This is a genomic window from Sphingomonas sp. (assembly GCF_036387535.1).
Taxonomy (GTDB): Bacteria; Pseudomonadota; Alphaproteobacteria; order Sphingomonadales; family Sphingomonadaceae; genus Sphingomonas_R.
Window position 1 is genome coordinate 41,184 of the sequence record NZ_DASVTO010000115.1, and the last position, 16,333, is coordinate 57,516.

The 16,333-nt window shown below is 67.2% G+C and carries 20 protein-coding genes and 1 tRNA gene; 13 read left to right on the forward strand and 8 right to left on the reverse strand.

The genetic code is table 11. The features are described 5' to 3' along the window. Positions 1-29 precede the first annotated feature (29 nt). From VF649_RS10845 to VF649_RS10855, 3 genes are all read left to right on the forward strand, one after another. Positions 30-104, forward strand: a tRNA-Val gene (locus VF649_RS10845). A gap of 165 nt (positions 105-269) precedes the next feature. Beyond that, the gene (locus VF649_RS10850; RefSeq protein ID WP_331011969.1) at positions 270-1,709 is read left to right on the forward strand and encodes a DEAD/DEAH box helicase; all 1,440 of its coding nucleotides are present in this window, start codon (positions 270-272) and stop codon (positions 1,707-1,709) included. Between the two features lie 61 nt (positions 1,710-1,770). Continuing rightward, entirely contained in the window at positions 1,771-2,586 is an 816-nt protein-coding gene (locus tag VF649_RS10855; RefSeq protein WP_331011970.1) for a formate/nitrite transporter family protein, read from the forward strand. A 5-nt stretch (positions 2,587-2,591) separates the two neighbouring features. Here the strand turns inward: VF649_RS10855 and VF649_RS10860 are convergent, their stop codons facing one another. The 7 genes from VF649_RS10860 to VF649_RS10890 are packed head-to-tail and all read right to left on the reverse strand — an operon-like array spanning position 2,592 to position 7,352. Beyond that, positions 2,592-2,825, reverse strand: a complete 234-nt coding sequence (locus VF649_RS10860; protein ID WP_331011971.1) for a hypothetical protein — start codon at positions 2,823-2,825, stop codon at positions 2,592-2,594. Continuing rightward, on the reverse strand, positions 2,815-3,969 hold the full coding sequence (gene tgt, locus VF649_RS10865; RefSeq protein WP_331011972.1) for a tRNA guanosine(34) transglycosylase Tgt: 1,155 nt from the start codon (positions 3,967-3,969) through the stop codon (positions 2,815-2,817). Before tgt ends, VF649_RS10860 begins: the two co-directional genes overlap by 11 nt. A 51-nt stretch (positions 3,970-4,020) precedes the next feature. Beyond that, complete coding sequence (gene queA / locus VF649_RS10870) at positions 4,021-5,046, reverse strand: tRNA preQ1(34) S-adenosylmethionine ribosyltransferase-isomerase QueA (RefSeq protein WP_331011973.1); 1,026 nt, start codon at positions 5,044-5,046, stop codon at positions 4,021-4,023. Positions 5,047-5,054: 8 nt separating this feature from the next. After that, positions 5,055-5,483: a DUF1178 family protein gene (locus VF649_RS10875; RefSeq protein ID WP_331011974.1), complete on the reverse strand. Its 429-nt coding sequence runs from the start codon at positions 5,481-5,483 to the stop codon at positions 5,055-5,057. Then, on the reverse strand, positions 5,480-6,304 hold the full coding sequence (locus tag VF649_RS10880) for a carbon-nitrogen hydrolase family protein (RefSeq protein ID WP_331011975.1): 825 nt from the start codon (positions 6,302-6,304) through the stop codon (positions 5,480-5,482). Before VF649_RS10880 ends, VF649_RS10875 begins: the two co-directional genes overlap by 4 nt. Next, entirely contained in the window at positions 6,304-6,561 is a 258-nt protein-coding gene (gene grxC, locus VF649_RS10885; RefSeq protein ID WP_331011976.1) for a glutaredoxin 3, read from the reverse strand. Before grxC ends, VF649_RS10880 begins: the two co-directional genes overlap by 1 nt. A 53-nt stretch (positions 6,562-6,614) precedes the next feature. Further along, the gene (locus VF649_RS10890; RefSeq protein WP_331011977.1) at positions 6,615-7,352 is read right to left on the reverse strand and encodes a ComF family protein; all 738 of its coding nucleotides are present in this window, start codon (positions 7,350-7,352) and stop codon (positions 6,615-6,617) included. 42 nt (positions 7,353-7,394) lie between these two features. Here VF649_RS10890 and VF649_RS10895 point away from each other — a divergent pair, with 42 nt between their 5' ends. After that, on the forward strand, positions 7,395-8,237 hold the full coding sequence (locus tag VF649_RS10895; protein WP_331011978.1) for a methyltransferase domain-containing protein: 843 nt from the start codon (positions 7,395-7,397) through the stop codon (positions 8,235-8,237). A gap of 17 nt (positions 8,238-8,254) precedes the next feature. Continuing rightward, positions 8,255-8,890, forward strand: coding sequence for a DedA family protein (locus VF649_RS10900; protein WP_331011979.1), 636 nt, complete (start codon positions 8,255-8,257; stop codon positions 8,888-8,890). A 126-nt stretch (positions 8,891-9,016) separates the two neighbouring features. Here VF649_RS10900 and VF649_RS10905 read toward each other — a convergent pair whose 3' ends face one another. Beyond that, positions 9,017-10,339, reverse strand: a complete 1,323-nt coding sequence (locus tag VF649_RS10905; RefSeq protein ID WP_331011980.1) for a DEAD/DEAH box helicase — start codon at positions 10,337-10,339, stop codon at positions 9,017-9,019. A 570-nt stretch (positions 10,340-10,909) separates the two neighbouring features. On the opposite strand from VF649_RS10905, the gene VF649_RS10910 reads away from it, so the two are divergent. From VF649_RS10910 to VF649_RS10945, 8 genes are all read left to right on the forward strand, one after another. Then, positions 10,910-12,202 carry a M20/M25/M40 family metallo-hydrolase gene (locus VF649_RS10910; protein ID WP_331011981.1) on the forward strand — a complete coding sequence of 431 codons (1,293 nt, stop codon included), beginning with the start codon at positions 10,910-10,912 and terminating at the stop codon, positions 12,200-12,202. Between the two features lie 50 nt (positions 12,203-12,252). Beyond that, a complete protein-coding gene (locus tag VF649_RS10915) occupies positions 12,253-12,819 on the forward strand; it encodes a NifU family protein (RefSeq protein ID WP_331011982.1) in 567 nt (188 codons plus the stop codon). Between the two features lie 24 nt (positions 12,820-12,843). Continuing rightward, entirely contained in the window at positions 12,844-13,431 is a 588-nt protein-coding gene (locus VF649_RS10920) for a malonic semialdehyde reductase (protein ID WP_331011983.1), read from the forward strand. Position 13,432: 1 nt separating this feature from the next. Beyond that, positions 13,433-14,050, forward strand: a complete 618-nt coding sequence (gene tsaB, locus VF649_RS10925) for a tRNA (adenosine(37)-N6)-threonylcarbamoyltransferase complex dimerization subunit type 1 TsaB (protein WP_331011984.1) — start codon at positions 13,433-13,435, stop codon at positions 14,048-14,050. After that, positions 14,050-14,520, forward strand: a complete 471-nt coding sequence (locus tag VF649_RS10930; RefSeq protein ID WP_331011985.1) for a GNAT family N-acetyltransferase — start codon at positions 14,050-14,052, stop codon at positions 14,518-14,520. Before tsaB ends, VF649_RS10930 begins: the two co-directional genes overlap by 1 nt. Positions 14,521-14,610: 90 nt before the next feature. Beyond that, positions 14,611-15,018: a MucR family transcriptional regulator gene (locus tag VF649_RS10935; RefSeq protein ID WP_331011986.1), complete on the forward strand. Its 408-nt coding sequence runs from the start codon at positions 14,611-14,613 to the stop codon at positions 15,016-15,018. A 92-nt stretch (positions 15,019-15,110) separates the two neighbouring features. Next, positions 15,111-15,533 (forward strand): Fur family transcriptional regulator, encoded by a 423-nt coding sequence (locus VF649_RS10940; protein WP_331011987.1) that lies wholly within the window; start codon positions 15,111-15,113, stop codon positions 15,531-15,533. Positions 15,534-15,548: 15 nt separating this feature from the next. Beyond that, entirely contained in the window at positions 15,549-16,298 is a 750-nt protein-coding gene (locus VF649_RS10945; RefSeq protein ID WP_331011988.1) for a lysophospholipid acyltransferase family protein, read from the forward strand. Positions 16,299-16,333 lie beyond the last annotated feature (35 nt).

The window sequence follows — 16,333 nt, forward strand, 5'->3', positions numbered from 1 at the left end:
CCGCCCCCGGCTAGACGCCCTCCCACGGCGGGCGTGTAGCTCAGTGGTAGAGCACTGTGTTGACATCGCAGGGGTCGCAAGTTCAATCCTTGCCACGCCCACCATGAAAAGCCCCGGCAGCCCTGATGGCTTGCCGGGGTTTTTTATGACACCGCGGCGCCCGCGCTGTCGTGACGCTCCGGCAAACTTGACAATCCTTGGCGCTCGGTCATAGCCATCTGCGTCCGCGGATCGCGCACCCTGCGGTCGCTCTATTATCCGGATCGCCCATGACCTTTGCCGATCTCGGCCTCTCCGAAGAAACGCTGCGCGCCGTGACCGAGTCCGGCTACACCGAGCCGACGCCGGTGCAGGCGCAGGCGATCCCGCCCGTGCTCATGAACCGCGATCTGATCGCCATCGCGCAGACCGGAACCGGCAAGACCGCGTCGTTCGTGCTGCCGATGATCGACGTGCTGGCGCATGGTCGCGCCCGCGCGATGATGCCGCGCTCGCTGATCCTGGAACCGACCCGTGAACTGGCGGCCCAGGTGGCCGAGAATTTCGAGAAATACGGGAAATATCACAAGCTTTCCATGGCCCTGCTGATCGGTGGCGTGTCGATGGGCGATCAGACCGCGGCGCTCGCCAAGGGCGTCGATGTGCTGATCGCGACGCCCGGCCGGCTGATGGACCTGTTCAAGCGGGGCAAGATCCTGCTGTCGGGCTGTTCGATCCTGGTGATCGACGAGGCGGATCGGATGCTCGACATGGGGTTCATCCCCGATATCGAGGAAATCTGCACCAAATTGCCGACCACGCGCCAGACCTTGCTGTTTTCGGCGACCATGCCGGCGCCGATCAAGAAGCTGGCCGATCGTTTTCTGTCGAACCCGAAGCAGATCGAGGTCGCGCGGGCCGGCATGAACAACCTGCTGATCGAACAGCGGCTGGTGGAAACCACCGCGCGCGGCAAGCGCGATACGCTGAAGGCGTTGCTGGCGGCGGAGGATGTCCGCACCGCGATCATCTTCTCCAACCGCAAGACCACCGTCCGCGATCTGGCCGAGCATCTGCAGCGTTCGGGCATGAAGGCCGGGCAGATCCACGGCGACATGGAACAGGCCGAACGCCTGCGCGAACTCGACCGGTTCAAGGACGGCACGATCAACATCCTGGTCGCGTCCGACGTCGCGGCACGCGGGCTCGACATCAAGGGGGTCAGCCATGTCTTCAACTATGACATCCCCTGGCATCCGGACGACTATGTCCACCGCATCGGTCGTACCGGGCGGGCGGGTGCGACTGGAAAGGCGTTCAGTCTCGTCACGCCCGACGATGCCGAGGCCGTCGCCAACATCGAAAAGCTGACCAAGTCGAAGATCGAACGGGTCGGCAAGGCGCCGGTGGCGGTACCCGAACCGGACGCGCCGGCATCCCCGGCTGAACCCGTCCGGCCGCCGCGCCGCCGCACCCGGGGCGATCGCCCGGCCCCTGCGGAACCGTCGGCACCGGTCGAGGCCGTCGCACCCACCCCGCAGCGTCCGGCGCGCGAAGAGCGTCCGGCCCGCCCGACCCCCGTCTCCCCTGCCCCGGTGATGCCCCCATCTTCGGCCCGCCCGGCCCCGGTCCGGCCTGTTCAGGACCGCGACGATGGTCCGGACGAGGGTTGGAACGGACCCTTCCCGGCGTTCCTGTCGGTCGCGCTCACGACGCCGTCTGCGGACTGACGGACCCGGCACGGCATCTCCGCCGTTCCAGTCCGTTCAGGACAGGGACAGGGACAGCGACATGGACCACAGACCCAACCCGGCGCTCGACGATGACGAGACCGCCCAGGCCGAAGACCGCACCGCGCCACCCGCACGCGTGCTGCACGCGGTGTTGGTCGAACAGGGCGAGGAAGAGCTGAAGCGCCCGATCGGGTCGCTGTTCTTCTCCGGCCTGGCCGCTGGTCTTGCCATCCACCTGTCGATCATCGCGCAGGCCGCGCTGCATGCGGCGCTGCCCAACACGCCGTGGCGCGGCGTGGTGTCTGATTTCGGCTACAGCTTCGGCTTCGTGATCCTCATCCTCGGGCGGCTGCAGCTGTTCACCGAAAGTACGGTGACCGCGGTCCTGCCGCTGGTCAAACGCCCGACCTTGGCTGCGTTCGGCCGGACGCTCCGGCTTTGGTCGATCGTCCTGATCGCCAATCTGATCGGCACCTTCCTGGCGGCGCTGCTCGCCGTTCACGGCGTGATTGCCACCCCGGAACAGCTGAGCGCCATGCTCGATCTGTCGGCCGCGATCCTGAAACATGATGCGGTGACCAACATCGGCCTCGCCATCCCGGCCGGCTTCCTCATCGCATCCATTCCCTGGGTACTGATCGGCGCGCGGGAAAGCGCGTTCTGGGTGATCATCGCGGTGACATACGGTATCGCGCTGGGCGATTTCGGCCATGTCGTGGTGGGATCGGACGAAGCGTTCCTGCTGCTGCTTGCCGGTCATGCCACGCCAGGTCAGGTGGCGGCGTTCCTGTTGCCCACGCTGCTGGGCAATATCATCGGCGGAAGCGGCCTGTTCGCGCTGCTGGCGCATGGACAAGTGAAGGACGAAATCTGACCGGCTCAGTCCTTGCGCTCGAACTCCGACACGATGCGGGCATTTTCCGCGATCAGCGTCCCGCCCGCATGCTGTTCGCATGCCGCCTCCGCCGCTTCCCGCGACGGGTAGATGCCGATCTTCGACCAGAAGATCAGCCGCCGGCACTGCGCGACATACCAGTCGGTATAGCTGCGCCCGGCGAACAGGGCCTCGATCAGGGTCTTCTTCTGAAAGACCACCCGATATCTACGCGACATCCGCCGGCTCCTTGATCCGGACATAGCGCGCGCGGAACGCGTCGGCATAGGACCGGAGCGTGCCGGCGCCGATCGCGGCGCGCAGATCCGCCATCAATTGCTGGTAGAATGCCAGATTATGCTCGGTCATCAGCATCGCGCCCAAGATCTCGTCCGATCGGACCAGATGGTGGATATAGGCGCGTTCCCAGGTGCCGCACACCGCGCATCCGCATTCGGGATCCAGCGGGCCGCGATCCTCGGTGAAACGGGCGTTGCGGATGTTGATCGGTCCGTCGCGGGTGAACGCCTGCCCGGTCCGCCCGGACCGCGTCGGCATCACGCAATCGAACATGTCGATCCCGCGCTCGACCGCACCGACGATGTCGTCCGGCTTGCCCACGCCCATCAGATAACGGGGCTTGTCCTCCGGCAGCTGTCCGGGGGCGAAATCCAGCACGGCGAACATCTGCGCCTGCCCCTCTCCCACCGCCAGTCCGCCGACCGCATAGCCATCGAAGCCGATGTCGATCAGCTTCCCCGCAGATACCGCGCGCAGGTCGCGGTCCATCGATCCCTGCTGGATTCCGAACAGCGCCGCGCCGGCGGCATGGTCGACACCGCTGTCGAACCCGTCGCGCGATCGTTTCGCCCAGCGCATCGATCGTTCCATCGACGCCGCCGCACGGTCCTGCGTGGCGGGGTGCGGCGTGCATTCGTCGAACGCCATCACGATGTCGGATCCCAGCAGCCGCTGGATTTCCATCGACCGTTCCGGGGTGATCATGTGGCGCGATCCATCGATATGGCTCTTGAACGCGACACCGTCCTCCGACTGCTTGGTCAGTTCGGACAGGCTCATCACCTGATACCCGCCGCTGTCGGTCAGGATCGGGCGGTCCCACCCCATGAACCGGTGCAGTCCGCCCAGCCGCGCCACCCGCTCTGCACTTGGCCGCAGCATCAGGTGATAGGTGTTGCCCAGCAACACGTCCGCACCAGTCGCCCGCACGTCCGCCGGTTTCATCGCCTTCACGGTCGCGGCCGTGCCGACCGGCATGAACGCCGGCGTCCGGATCTCCCCGCGCCGCATCGCGATCGTCCCGGTACGCGCGGCGCCGTCAGTGGCGTGGATCGAAAAGGCGAAACGGGGTCCGGCGGTCATGGGCCGGGCTCTACGGCCATCGGCGGGTTTTTGCCAGATCGTTGACGGTGCCTATGGCAGCAACAGGCTCGCGTCGCCGTAGGAATAGAAACGATATCCGGTTGCGATCGCATGGGCATAGGCGGCGTGCATGCGGGCGGTACCCATCAGCGCGGACACCAGCATGAACAGCGTCGATTTCGGAAGGTGGAAGTTGGTCAGCAACCCGTCGATGCCCTTGAACATGTAGCCAGGGGTGATGAAGATCGAGGTGTCGCCCGCAAACGGCCGGACGATCCGGTCAACGCCGGTCGCGCTTTCGATCAGGCGCAGGCTGGTGGTGCCGACGGCGATCACGCGGCCGCCGCTCGCCCGCACCGCGTTCAGCCGATCGGCGGTGGCGGCATCGATCCGGCCCCATTCGGCGTGCATGACATGATCGTCGGTATCGTCCGCCTTCATCGGCAGGAAGGTACCCGCCCCGACGTGCAGGGTCAGCGTGGCATGGTCGATGCCCCGCGCCGCCAACTGCTCCATCAGCGCCGGCGTGAAATGCAGTGCCGCGGTCGGGGCGGCGACGGCGCCTTCCTCACGCGCGAACATCGTCTGATAATCCGTGCGGTCCTGCGCATCGGCCGGGCGCCGCGCCGCGATATAGGGCGGCAACGGCATTCGCCCTGCACGCTCCAGCAGAAGCTCGACCGGCTCGTCGCCCGTGAAGGTCAGCAGGATCGATCCGTCCGCCGCCTTCTCACCCGCAATGGCGGACACGTCCTGGCCGAACGCGATGACATCGCCGGTGCGGACCCGCTTGGCATTGCGCACGAATGCGTGCCACGATCGCAGCCCCGCCCGCTTGTGCAACGTGGCGCCGATCGCCGCATCGCCCCGCCGCCCCTCCAGCTGCGCGGGCAGCACGCGGGTATCGTTGAACACCAGCAGGTCGCCGGCGCGCAACAGTTCGGGAAGCGCGCGCACCACCGTGTCGCGCATCCCGTCCCCCTCCACCGCCAGCAACCGCGCGGCGTCGCGCGGCACCGCGGGGCGCAGCGCGATGCGGTCGGGCGGCAGGTCGAAATCGAAGATATCGGTACGCATGCGGCGGATCAGTTCTCGGTCTTGGGGCTACGCACAGGCAGCGGCAACGGCATCACCGGGATCCCGTCCGCCACCAGCGATTGCGCTTCGGCCAGTGTGGCGCGGCCGTGGATCGGCCGGTCGGGACGGTCGCCATCATGGATCGCGCGCGCTTCGCTGGCAAAACGGTCACCGACATCGTCGGATCGCTTCAACGCTTCCGCCTGTGCGCGGGCAAGCCCCGCCAACATCGCCTTTGCGGCATCAGGGCGGATCACCGGGGTCGTATCGGTCCCCGAAATGCGGGGCGCCATCGCGGCCTTGTCGACGGCATCGGCGCCGCAGATCGGGCAGGACAGCAGCCCGCGCGCGCGCTGTCCGTCATAATCCTCGCTCGACCCGAACCAGCCCTCGAACACATGGCCGCCGGGTCGGCATGCCAGATCATACACGATCATGGCGCAACGCGCACCGCGCCGATCGCGCGGCGATGGTCCAGCACCGGGATCCGCGCGCGAACCGTCGCGACCCGTGCCGGGTCGATCTCCGCGAAACCGACGCCGACCGCGTCCCCCATGTCCAGCAGCACGTCGCCCCACGGATCGACCACCAGTGCGTGGCCATAGGTTTCGCGCCCGTCCGCATGCAGCCCGCTCTGCGCCGCGGCGACGACATAGGCGCCGGCCTCGATCGCGCGCGCGCGCAGCAGGATGTGCCAATGCGCCCGCCCGGTCGGCACGGTGAACGCCGCCGGCACCGACAGGATCGTCGCGCCGGCATCGCTCAACGCCTGGTACAACGCCGGAAACCGGAGGTCGTAACAGATGCTGAGCCCCAGACGGCCGACCGGGCTATCGGCCACCACCGCTGCGTCGCCCGGCCGATATGCCGCCGATTCGCGCCAGCTGTCGCCATTCGGCAGGTCGACATCGAACAGGTGCATCTTGTCGTACCGCGCGCGGACCGCACCATCGCCATCGATCAGCAGCGACCGGTTCGCCATCCGGCCGTCCCCCGCATCGACGCCGATCGAACCCAGTTGCACCCAGGTTCCGGTCCGCGCCGCCGCCGCGCGGACCGCCGCCAGCACCGGGTCGTCTGCCTCGGCCCGGCGGTGCGTGGCCGCGCGCGTGCGATCGCGGTCGATCAGATTGCCATTCTCCGGCGTGAACAGCATGACCGCCCCACCCGCGCGCGCCGCTTCGATCGCGGCTGCCAGCCCATCGGCATTGGCCCGCGGATCGATACCGGTCCGGCTCTGATAGACCGCGATCCGCATCAGCCGGCCAGCAACGCGTCCAGCTTGCCCGTCCGGTCCAGCGTGGCAAGATCGTCCGACCCGCCGATATGCTGCCCATCGATGAAGATCTGCGGAACGGTCGACTTGCCGCCGGCGCGCGTGATCATCGTCGGCCGGGCGTCGGGCTGTTGCAGGATATCGGTTTCGGCATAGGACACGCCCTTCCCGTCCAGCAGGCGTTTGGCGCGCTGGCAGTAGGGGCATGTCGCCTTGGTGTAGATTTCGACGGTCGCCATCATCGGTTCCTTTCTCGGGTTGCCGGGCGCGGTGTCGCGCTCCGTCCGGCTTGTCAACGCACGGGATCGTCTTCGCGTACCACCACCCGCGCCCAGCAGAGCAGGCGCACCTCCTGCGCCCCCGCCTTCATCAACACCCGCGCACAGGCATCGGCGGTCGCCCCGGTGGTAAAGATATCGTCGATCAGCACCACCCGCCGCCCCGCCACGCGGGCCGGATCGGCTATGCGAAACGCGCCGCGGACCGTTTTCGCGCGCTGCGTCGGGTTCATGTCGCGCAGCGGCGGGGTCCGGCGATGCCGTTCGACCGCGTCCAGCGCGACCGTCAACCCGCGTCGCCGTGCCAATGCGCGCGCGATCAGCGCCGATTGATTATAACCCCGCGTCCAGATCCGCCAGCGATGCAGCGGCACGGGCACCAGCAGGATATCGTCACTTTCGGGCAACAGGCGTTCCATCAGCCGCGCCATCGTCCGCGCGACGCCCGGTCGCCGTCCATATTTCAGCTTGAGCGCCAGGGTGCGTGCGGTCGGGCCATAACCGACGGCCGCCGCGGCATGGTGAAATGCGGGCGGCCGCGCCAGGCAGCCACCACAGTGCAGTGCGCCGCTCTCCGCCTCCGCCAGGGGACGCCCGCACCGCGCGCAGGCTGGACCACCCAGAAAATCCAGACCTTGCCAGCAACTCAGGCAGAACCGATGGTCGCCCGCCACCACCATGCCACATCCGGGGCAGCGCGGCGGCAACGCAAATCCGACGAGGGCCGCCGCAAAGTCCCTGGCAATGGTCATCCCTGCTTGTCGGGCGGCATCGGGCCGGGCACAAGCCCCGTCATGGCCAGTGCCCCTCCCGAAATCTTCGTGCGCGCCCGCCGTCGCGCCCGCCGCGACCGTGCCGCCGCACGCTTCGCCGATCATGCCTTCCTCGTCGATGCGATCGGCGACGAACTGCTCGACCGGCTCGACGATGTCACCCGCCATTTCGATCACGCCCTCGACCTCGGCTGTCATGACGGCCGGTTGGGGGAGCGGTTGAAGTTGCGGGGCATGCGCGTGACATCGGCCGACGCCGGATTTCGGTTCGCCAGCGCCGCGGGTGGCGTGCAATGCGACGAGGATCGGCTGCCGTTTGCGGACGCGAGTTTCGATCTGGTCGTGTCGGCGGGCGTGCTGGATCAGGTCAGCGACATTCCCGGCGCACTGGCGCTCATCCGGCGCGTGCTCAAACCCGACGGTCTGTTTCTGGCGGGCTTTTTGGGTGCCGGTAGCCTGCCCGTGCTGCGCGACACGATGATGGCGGCGGACATGGCCGCGGATCGGGGAGTCGGACCCCGCCTCCATCCGCAGATCGACGTGCGCGCCGCCGGTGACCTGCTCCACCGTGCCGGCTTCGCGCTGCCGGTCGCGGACAGCAGACCCCTGGCGGTGCGCTACGGCGATCCGCTGCGCCTGATCCATGATCTGCGCGGCATGGCGGCGACGAACCTGCTGGTGGACGGCGGGCGCGCACCGTTGACCCGGATCGGACTTGCCGCCGCGGCCGCGCGCTTCGCCGAAGGTGCGGATCTCGACGGCCGCCGCGCCGAAACCTTTGAACTGATGGTCATGACCGGCTGGGCGCCCGATCCGGCATCGGCATCCCGCCCGCCGCCGTCCGAACCACGCCGCATTTTCTGACGCAACAGGATACCGCCATGCATTTCTTTGAACAGCTGATCGCGGTCGTGGCCGCCTGGATCGTCGCCTTCATGACAGCGACCGGCTATTGGGGTGTCGCCGGGTTGATGGCGATTGAAAGCGCCTGCATCCCGCTGCCGTCCGAAATCATCATGCCGTTCGCCGGCTACCTCGCCTCGATCGGCACGCTTAACCTGTTCTGGGCGGCGACTGCGGGTGCGGTCGGCTGCAACATCGGGTCGATCTTCGCCTATGAAGCGGGCAAGCATGGCGGCCGGCGTTTCGTCGCGCGCTATGGCCGGTTCGTGCTGATGTCCGAACATGATCTCGACCGCGCCGAACATTTCTTCCGCCGCTACGGGTCGATCGCGGTGCTGGTCTGCCGGCTGCTGCCCGGCATCCGGTCGTTCATCGCGTTTCCGGCCGGGGTCGCGCGAATGCCGCTCGGGCGTTTCCACTTCTACACCTTCGTGGGTTCCTGGCCGTGGTGCTTCGGCCTTGCCTGGGCCGGCCATGCGCTGGGCAAGAGCTGGCAGACCGATCCGCGGCTGTCCGGCTGGCTGCACCGCGTCGATGCGGTGCTTGGCCTGGTCCTGGTGGTCGGCGCCGTCTGGTTCATCTGGCACCGCGTGAAAGGCTCGAAATCCGCATAGAGCCCTCTCCCATCGGGAGAGGGAGCGGCCCATGCGCCCGCGCGCATGGGGGGTGAGAGCGACCCGCCCTCACGAAACTTACCCTCACCTTTCCCTCTCCCGGCGGGAGAGGGAAAGTAAGGACCCTTACCGCCCGCCGACCTTGCGAACGGCACCCTTGTGCGCGCCGACCGATCCACTGCGACGCGGTGGGAAGCGGCGCTTTTCGGCCGACGGCGCACCCGGGCCGTCGTGGCGGCGCGGGGCCCCACGGTCGCCGCGGCGCTCGTCGCCGGGCGCGGACGGTGCCGGCTTCGGCAGCTTGGCCTTTTCCGCCAGGAAATTGTCCGGCAGCGGCAGCATCTCCATCTTCACGCGGGTCAGTTTCTCGATCGACCGCAGATAAGCCTTTTCGTCATCGGCCACGAACGCGATCGCGATCCCGCTCGCCCCGGCGCGCGCGGTCCGCCCGATGCGGTGGACATATTGCTCGGACACGTTCGGCAGTTCGAAGTTGAACACATGGCTGACGCCGCCGACGTCGATCCCGCGCGCGGCGATATCGGTCGCCACCAGGATCTTGATCTCGCCGGTCCGGAACATGCCCAGCGCCCGCTCGCGCTGCGGCTGGCTCTTGTTGCCGTGGATTGCCTCCGCCCCGATGCCGGATGCCTTCAGATGCTTCACGATCTTGTCCGCGCCGTGCTTCGTGCGGCTGAATACCAGCGCGCGGTCGATCGGTTCGCTGCGGATCTTCATGATCAGCAGCGCGGCTTTTTCGGTCTGATTGCACAGGATCGCATATTGCTCGACGCGCTCGGCCGTCGTCGATTGCGGCGCGACCGATACCTTTACTGGATCGGTCAGGAACCGGTCGCCCAGTTCCGCGATCGCCTTCGGCATGGTGGCGGAAAAGAACAGCGACTGGCGCTTGGTCGGCAGCAGCTGGTCGATGCGCTTCAGCGCGTGGATGAAGCCCAGGTCCAGCATCTGGTCGGCCTCGTCCAGGACGAAGATCTCGACATTCTTCAGGCTGAGCGCGCGCTGATCGATCAGGTCGAGCAGCCGGCCCGGCGTGGCCACCAGGATGTCGACGCCTGAACCCATCTGCCGGATCTGCTTGCCGATCGGCACGCCTCCGAACACGGTCGCAACCGACAACCGCATGAACTTGCCATAATCGACGAAGCTTTCGGCGATCTGGCTGGCCAGTTCCCGCGTCGGGGCCAGCACCAGCATCCGGCATCCGCCGGGCGGACGCGGGCGCGGATTGGCGGCCAGCCGATGCAGCGACGGCAGCGCGAACGCCGCGGTCTTGCCGGTGCCGGTCTGCGCGATGCCGCACAGGTCGCGTCCGTCGAGCAGCGGCGGAATGGCCTGCGCCTGGATCGGAGTCGGGATTTCATAGCCCTTGGCGGCCAGCGCCTTGTGCAGCGGCTCGGCAAGGTAGAGGTCGGAAAATTTCGTCATGACTGGCTTTCGCGAGAACGCCACGCGCGCCAGCACAGCCGACGACACGAAGCGGGTTCGTGTGACGACCCGCGTGAATGGGGAAGCCCTTGGGGATCGCATCCAAGCGGGGGAGCCGGTCTGCCATTTGGAGCGACAGATATTCACGCTGCTCTAGCCCTAACGACCGGTTCCGGCCGTCGATGCAGATCGCCATATGGCAGCGTTGTCATGGAAAGGCAAGGCAGGTCTTCACATTGGTTGTCGCACAATCGTCCAGATCGCCAGACTGCGCAATTGACGGGCCGCGCCCATGATCGAACCGCAGGGGTTCAGGTGCCCCGTGCGCAGTCGGCCACGGCGGGGCTCGCCGCCAGCGGGACCGCGGCGGAAATCGGGACGCACTACCGCGTCTCGCTGAGCACGGTCCGCAGCCCGCTCAGGCCGATCTCATCATGCTGCTGTCGAGCCATGCGCACGCGAACCTGCGGAGGACATCATCCCGCCCCCGTCCCTGCCATATCCCGCGGTTCACCTCGACACCGGACCGGGCTAAGGATGACCTCTGCCTGCGCCGACAAGGGATGTCCGATGAAGCCTTTTGCCGCCCTCCTGCTTGCCGCCACATCCCTGCCGGCGTTGGCGGCGCCTTCGCCTGCGGAACGGCGGGCCGTGGCTGCGGTCGATGCGGATCAGCCGCGGGCAATCGCCCTGCTCGAACGGCTGGTGAACCAGAATAGTGGCACGATGAACGTGGCCGGTGTCGAAACGGTCGGGCGGATGCTGCGTGCCGAACTCGAACCGCTGGGTTTCACGGTCGTCTGGAAACCGTTGCCGCAGACCAAGCGCGCCGGCCACCTGATCGCCACCAGGATGGGCGCCAAGGGTACGAAGCGCCTGCTGTTGATCGGCCATCTCGACACCGTGTTCGAAGCAGACAGCCCGTTTCAGTCATACAGGCGCACCGGTGACACGGCCGAAGGGCCGGGGGTGGGCGACGACAAGGGCGGGATGGTCGTGATGCTGAGCGCGTTGCGCGCGATGAAGATCGCTGGCACGATCGACGACGCCACCTTCGAAATCGTCCTGACCGGCGATGAGGAACGGACCGGCGATCCCGTCGATATCGCGCGTGCCGACCTGATCGCCGCGGGCAGGCGCGCCGATGTTGCGCTCGATTTCGAAGGGCTGGTCCGCCAGGATGGCCGCGACATGGGGTCGATCGCGCGGCGGTCTTCGAACAGCTGGCAACTGACCACCACCGGCACCACGGGGCATAGCAGCCTGATCTTCGACGCCGCGCATGGCGATGGCGCGATCAACGAGATGGCGCGCATCCTGGCCGCGTTCCGGACGCAGCTTCCGGAAAAGAACCTGACCTTCAACACCGGGCTGCTGGTCGGCGGCGCGACCGCGGCGTTCGATGCCGATGCCGTCCGCGGCACGGCAACCGGCAAGCCGAACATCATTCCGGCCGTCGCCACTGCCCGCGGCGATTTCCGCACCCTGTCCGACGAACAGACCGCACGCGTCCGCGCCCGGATGATCGCGATCGTTGCCGCCCATGCACCCGGCACGGATGCAAAGATCCTGTTCGACGAAGGGTATCCACCGATGGCCCCCACCGCCGGTAACCGCGCGATCCTGGCAAAACTGAACATGGTCAACCGCGACCTTGGCCTTGCCGAAATGCCGGAGCTCGATCCGCTGAAACGCGGCGCGGGGGATATCGCGTTCGTGGCGAAGGATGTCGACGGGCTGGCCGGGCTCGGTCCCTACAGCGTCGGCGATCACGCGCCCGGTGAAACCGTGGATCTGCCCAGCATCGCGGTCCAGGCCAAGCGCGCGGCGCTGTTGATGGCCCGGCTGGGGCGCGGTGGTTGATCGGTTCGAACACCCTTGATCCTGCCCGCGCATCGGACCACATGCGGGGTATGCTGATCGAAACGGAACCCACGCCCAACCCGGCGACGCTCAAATTCCTGCCTGGCCGTACGGTGATGGAAGCAGGCACCCGCGACTTTGCCGAGCCGGAGGAAGCCGACGCCTCCCCGCTCGCGGCCGCGCTGTTTTCGCTGGGCGATGTCGAAGGCGTGTTCTTCGGCCACGATTTCATATCGGTCACCGCGGCGCCGGGCGGCGAATGGCACGACCTGAAGCCACAGGTGTTGGGCATCCTGCTCGATCATTTTTCCAGCGGCGCACCCTTGTTCACCGGCGGCAGCGCGAACGGGATCCTGGTCGATGCCGATTACAATGACGATCCCGCGGATGCCGACATCGTCGATCAGATCCGCGATCTCATCGACACCCGCGTGCGGCCCGCCGTGGCGCGCGACGGCGGCGACATCGTCTATCGCGGGTTCGACAAGGGCGTCGTCTATCTGGCGATGCAAGGCGCCTGTTCCGGCTGCCCTTCATCGACCGCGACGCTGAAGCAGGGCATCGAATCCCTGCTGAAACATTATGTGCCCGAAGTGACCGAGGTCCGCGCGGCCTGACGACGCGACGAAGGGGGACGATTCATGACCGCACTGCCGGATCCTGCGCTGGATCAACTGTTCCGTACCGCACGCAGCTATAATGGCTACACCGACGCTCCCGTGACGGACGCGGATCTGCACGCCATCTGGGATCTGGCCAAGATGGGGCCGACATCGGCCAACATGCTGCCCATGCGGATCGTCTGGTGCACCAGTGCGGATGCGAAGGCGACGCTGGCGTCGCTGGCAAGCGGCACCAATGGGCCCAAGATCCTGAAGGCGCCGGTCACGGCGATCATCGGCACCGATCTGGATTTCCCCGATCATCTGCCCGAACTGTTCCCGCATGCCGACGCGCGGTCCTGGTATGCCGGCAAACCCGACATGATCGCCACCGCCGGCCTCCGCAACAGTTCGATGCAGGCCGCCTATGTCATTCTGGCCGCGCGGGCGCTCGGTTTCGACACCGGGCCGATGTCGGGCTTCGACAACGCCAAGGTCGACGCGGCGTTCTTCGCAGGCACGCATATTCAGTCGAACCTGATCATGACGCTGGGTCATGGCGACCCCGCGACCATCCATGAACGACTGCCACGTCCGGCGTTCGAGGCCTATAATCGAATCGCCTGACGTGCGCGTGCTCGTGCTCGATGCAGCCACCGACGCCTGTTCGGTGGCGCTGATCGCGAACGGCACCGTGCTGGCTTCCAGGCATGCGGTGGTCGGTCGCGGTCATGCCGAACGGCTAGTCCCGATGGTGGATGATCTGTTGGGGGATGTACGGCCCGATGCGGTCCTGGTCGATTGCGGGCCCGGCAGCTTCACGGGCGTGCGCGTTGGTCTGGCCGCCGCCCGCGCCTTCGCCTTCGCGTGGCAGGTGCCCGTCCAGGGATATAGCGCACTCGCGCTGCTGGCGGCGACTGCGCTGGTCGAGGATCCGGCGCTCCGCGGCGTGACGGCCGCGATCATCGGCGGACATGGCGAACTGTTCGTGCAGCGCTTCACCGGACCGGAGCTGATCGCGCAGGGCGAGCTCCGTTCACTGGTGCCGGCTGACGCCGCACGCTTTGCGGAGGATGATCTGGTCGTCGGATCCGGGGCCCCGGCCCTGCTGGTGGCGCGGGGCGATCATCATGGTGACGACCGGCTGCCGATCGCGGCCAACGCGGTGCACCTGCCACCGGCGTTCACGCACTTGCCCGCCACGCCGATCTACGGGCGGGCACCGGATGCGAAACCCGCCGCATGATGCCGGCGGTCGTCCTGCGCGACGCGGGCGTCGCCGATCTGGGCGAGGTCATGGTCACCATGACGGAGGCGTTCGATCCCCGGTTCGGCGAAGCCTGGACGCAAAGCCAATGCCTCGGCATCCTCTCGCTACCGGGTGTCTGGATGACGCTCGCCCGTATCGACGATCGGCCGGTCGGCTTCGCGCTGAGCCGGATCGTCGCAGACGAGGCGGAACTGCTCCTGCTGGCCGTGCGGCCGGGCGATCGGCGCCTGGGTGTCGGAAACCTGTTGCTCGCATCGGTGCGCGATGCGGCTCGCCAACGTGGTGCACGCAAGCTGTTTCTGGAGGTTCGCGACGGCAATCCTGCCCGCCACCTGTACGACTCAGCGGGTTTTCGGGTCGTCGGTTGCCGGCGCGGCTATTATCGCGGGCGGGACGGCGGGGTTCATGACGCATACACGCTGGAAAGTGATCTGGCGCAAACATGATGCAGATCAACGCAAGCATGTTGCTCTGACATCATGATTTTGTGGAGGGAACATCATCTACCGCGAAGCGATCGCGCAGCAGGATTGTTCATGACTCGTACCAATGCCGATACGCTCATCGCGTTGACCGCCGACATCGTTGCGGCGCATGTCGCCTTCAACAAAGTGGCGGTGGATGCCATCGCGGGGCTGATCGCCGACGTCTACGGCGCCCTGTCGCACGTCGACACGCCTGCCGCCGCACCGGAAACCCCGCCGGAACCCGCCGTCCCGATCCGGCAATCGGTGAAGCATGACTATATCGTCTGCCTGGAAGACGGGGCAAAGCTGAAGATGCTGAAGCGCTATCTGATGTCGCGCTACAAGCTGACACCGGATCAATATCGCGCGCGCTGGGGGCTGCCGGCCGACTATCCGATGGTGGCGCCGGCCTATTCCGACCGCCGCCGTTCGCTGGCGAAGGAGATCGGGCTCGGCACCCGCCCCGCGCGGGGCTAAAAGGGTTTCGCGCCTCGCGGGCATGTTCTAGGCTGGACAACGGGCCGGTCGAATCCGGCGGACCGCCACAGACGCCCAAGCTTAGGGATGCCATGCACCGCAGGATCGATGTCGAGGCGCTTTGCGCGGAAAAGGGGCTCCGGATTACCGAGCAGCGTCGCGTGATTGCGCGCGTGTTGTCGGAGGCGGAGGATCATCCCGATGTCGAGGCGCTGCATGTCCGCGCCGCCGCCATCGATCCGGGTATCTCGATCGCCACCGTATACCGGACTGTTCGCCTGTTCGAAGAGGCGGGCATTCTGGCGCGCCACGATTTCGGCGACGGTCGCGCCCGCTACGAGGCGGCACCCGACACGCATCACGATCATCTGATCGACATCGAGTCCGGCCGCGTGATCGAGTTCATCGATGACGAGGTCGAATTGCTGCAGAAGAAGATCGCCGAGAAACTGGGCTTCCGCCTCGTCGATCACCGCATGGAGTTGTACGGCGTTCCGCTGGACCGCGATCACTAGGAACTGCGCCGCAGCATGCGCCCTTCCGCTGGTGACGGGCCGTGGGCCGGCAACCGCCTCAACCTTCGCGCCTTCGGTCGCATTGCGGCCGTGCTGGCGGTGCTGGTCGTCTGCCTGGCGGGCCATGCGCTCGGCCACCTGACGGGGCGGCAACGCATCTGGGTTCAGCGCTTTCTGGCCGGTGCGGCCCGCGCACTGGGGGCCGACATCGGGATCCTGGGCCGGCCACTGGACCGTGACGTGCTGTTCGTGGCCAACCATCTGTCCTGGTTCGATATCCTCGGCCTGGGCGGCGCCACCGGCACGGCGTTCGTATCGAAGGACGCGGTCGCCCGCTGGCCGGTCGTCGGTTGGCTGGCGCGGCTCGGCGGCACGATCTTCATCGCGCATACCAGCCGGACCACCGCGCGCAGCCAGGCCGATGCCCTGACCCACGCGCTTGCCGCCGGCCGGCCGGTCGCGCTGTTTCCCGAAGGCACGACTAACGACGGCACCACGCTCAGGCCGTTCCGCGCCGCTCTGATCGCCGCCGCCACCGCGACCGGCGTCCGGGTCCAGCCGGTCGCGATCGATTATGGCGCGCTTGCACCCGAAATCGCATGGAAGGACGAGGAGTCCGCTCCACAGGTCGCCCGCCGGCTGATCACGCGCGCCGGCCGCATCCCGATCACGCTCCACTTCCTCGATCCGTTACCGCCCTCGGCCGACCGCAAGCAACTGGCGGCCGATGCCCGCGCCGCGATCGTCGCGCGTCTCGGCGGGTAGAAGCGGGCTAGGTGTCCGCGACGCGATGCCCTATA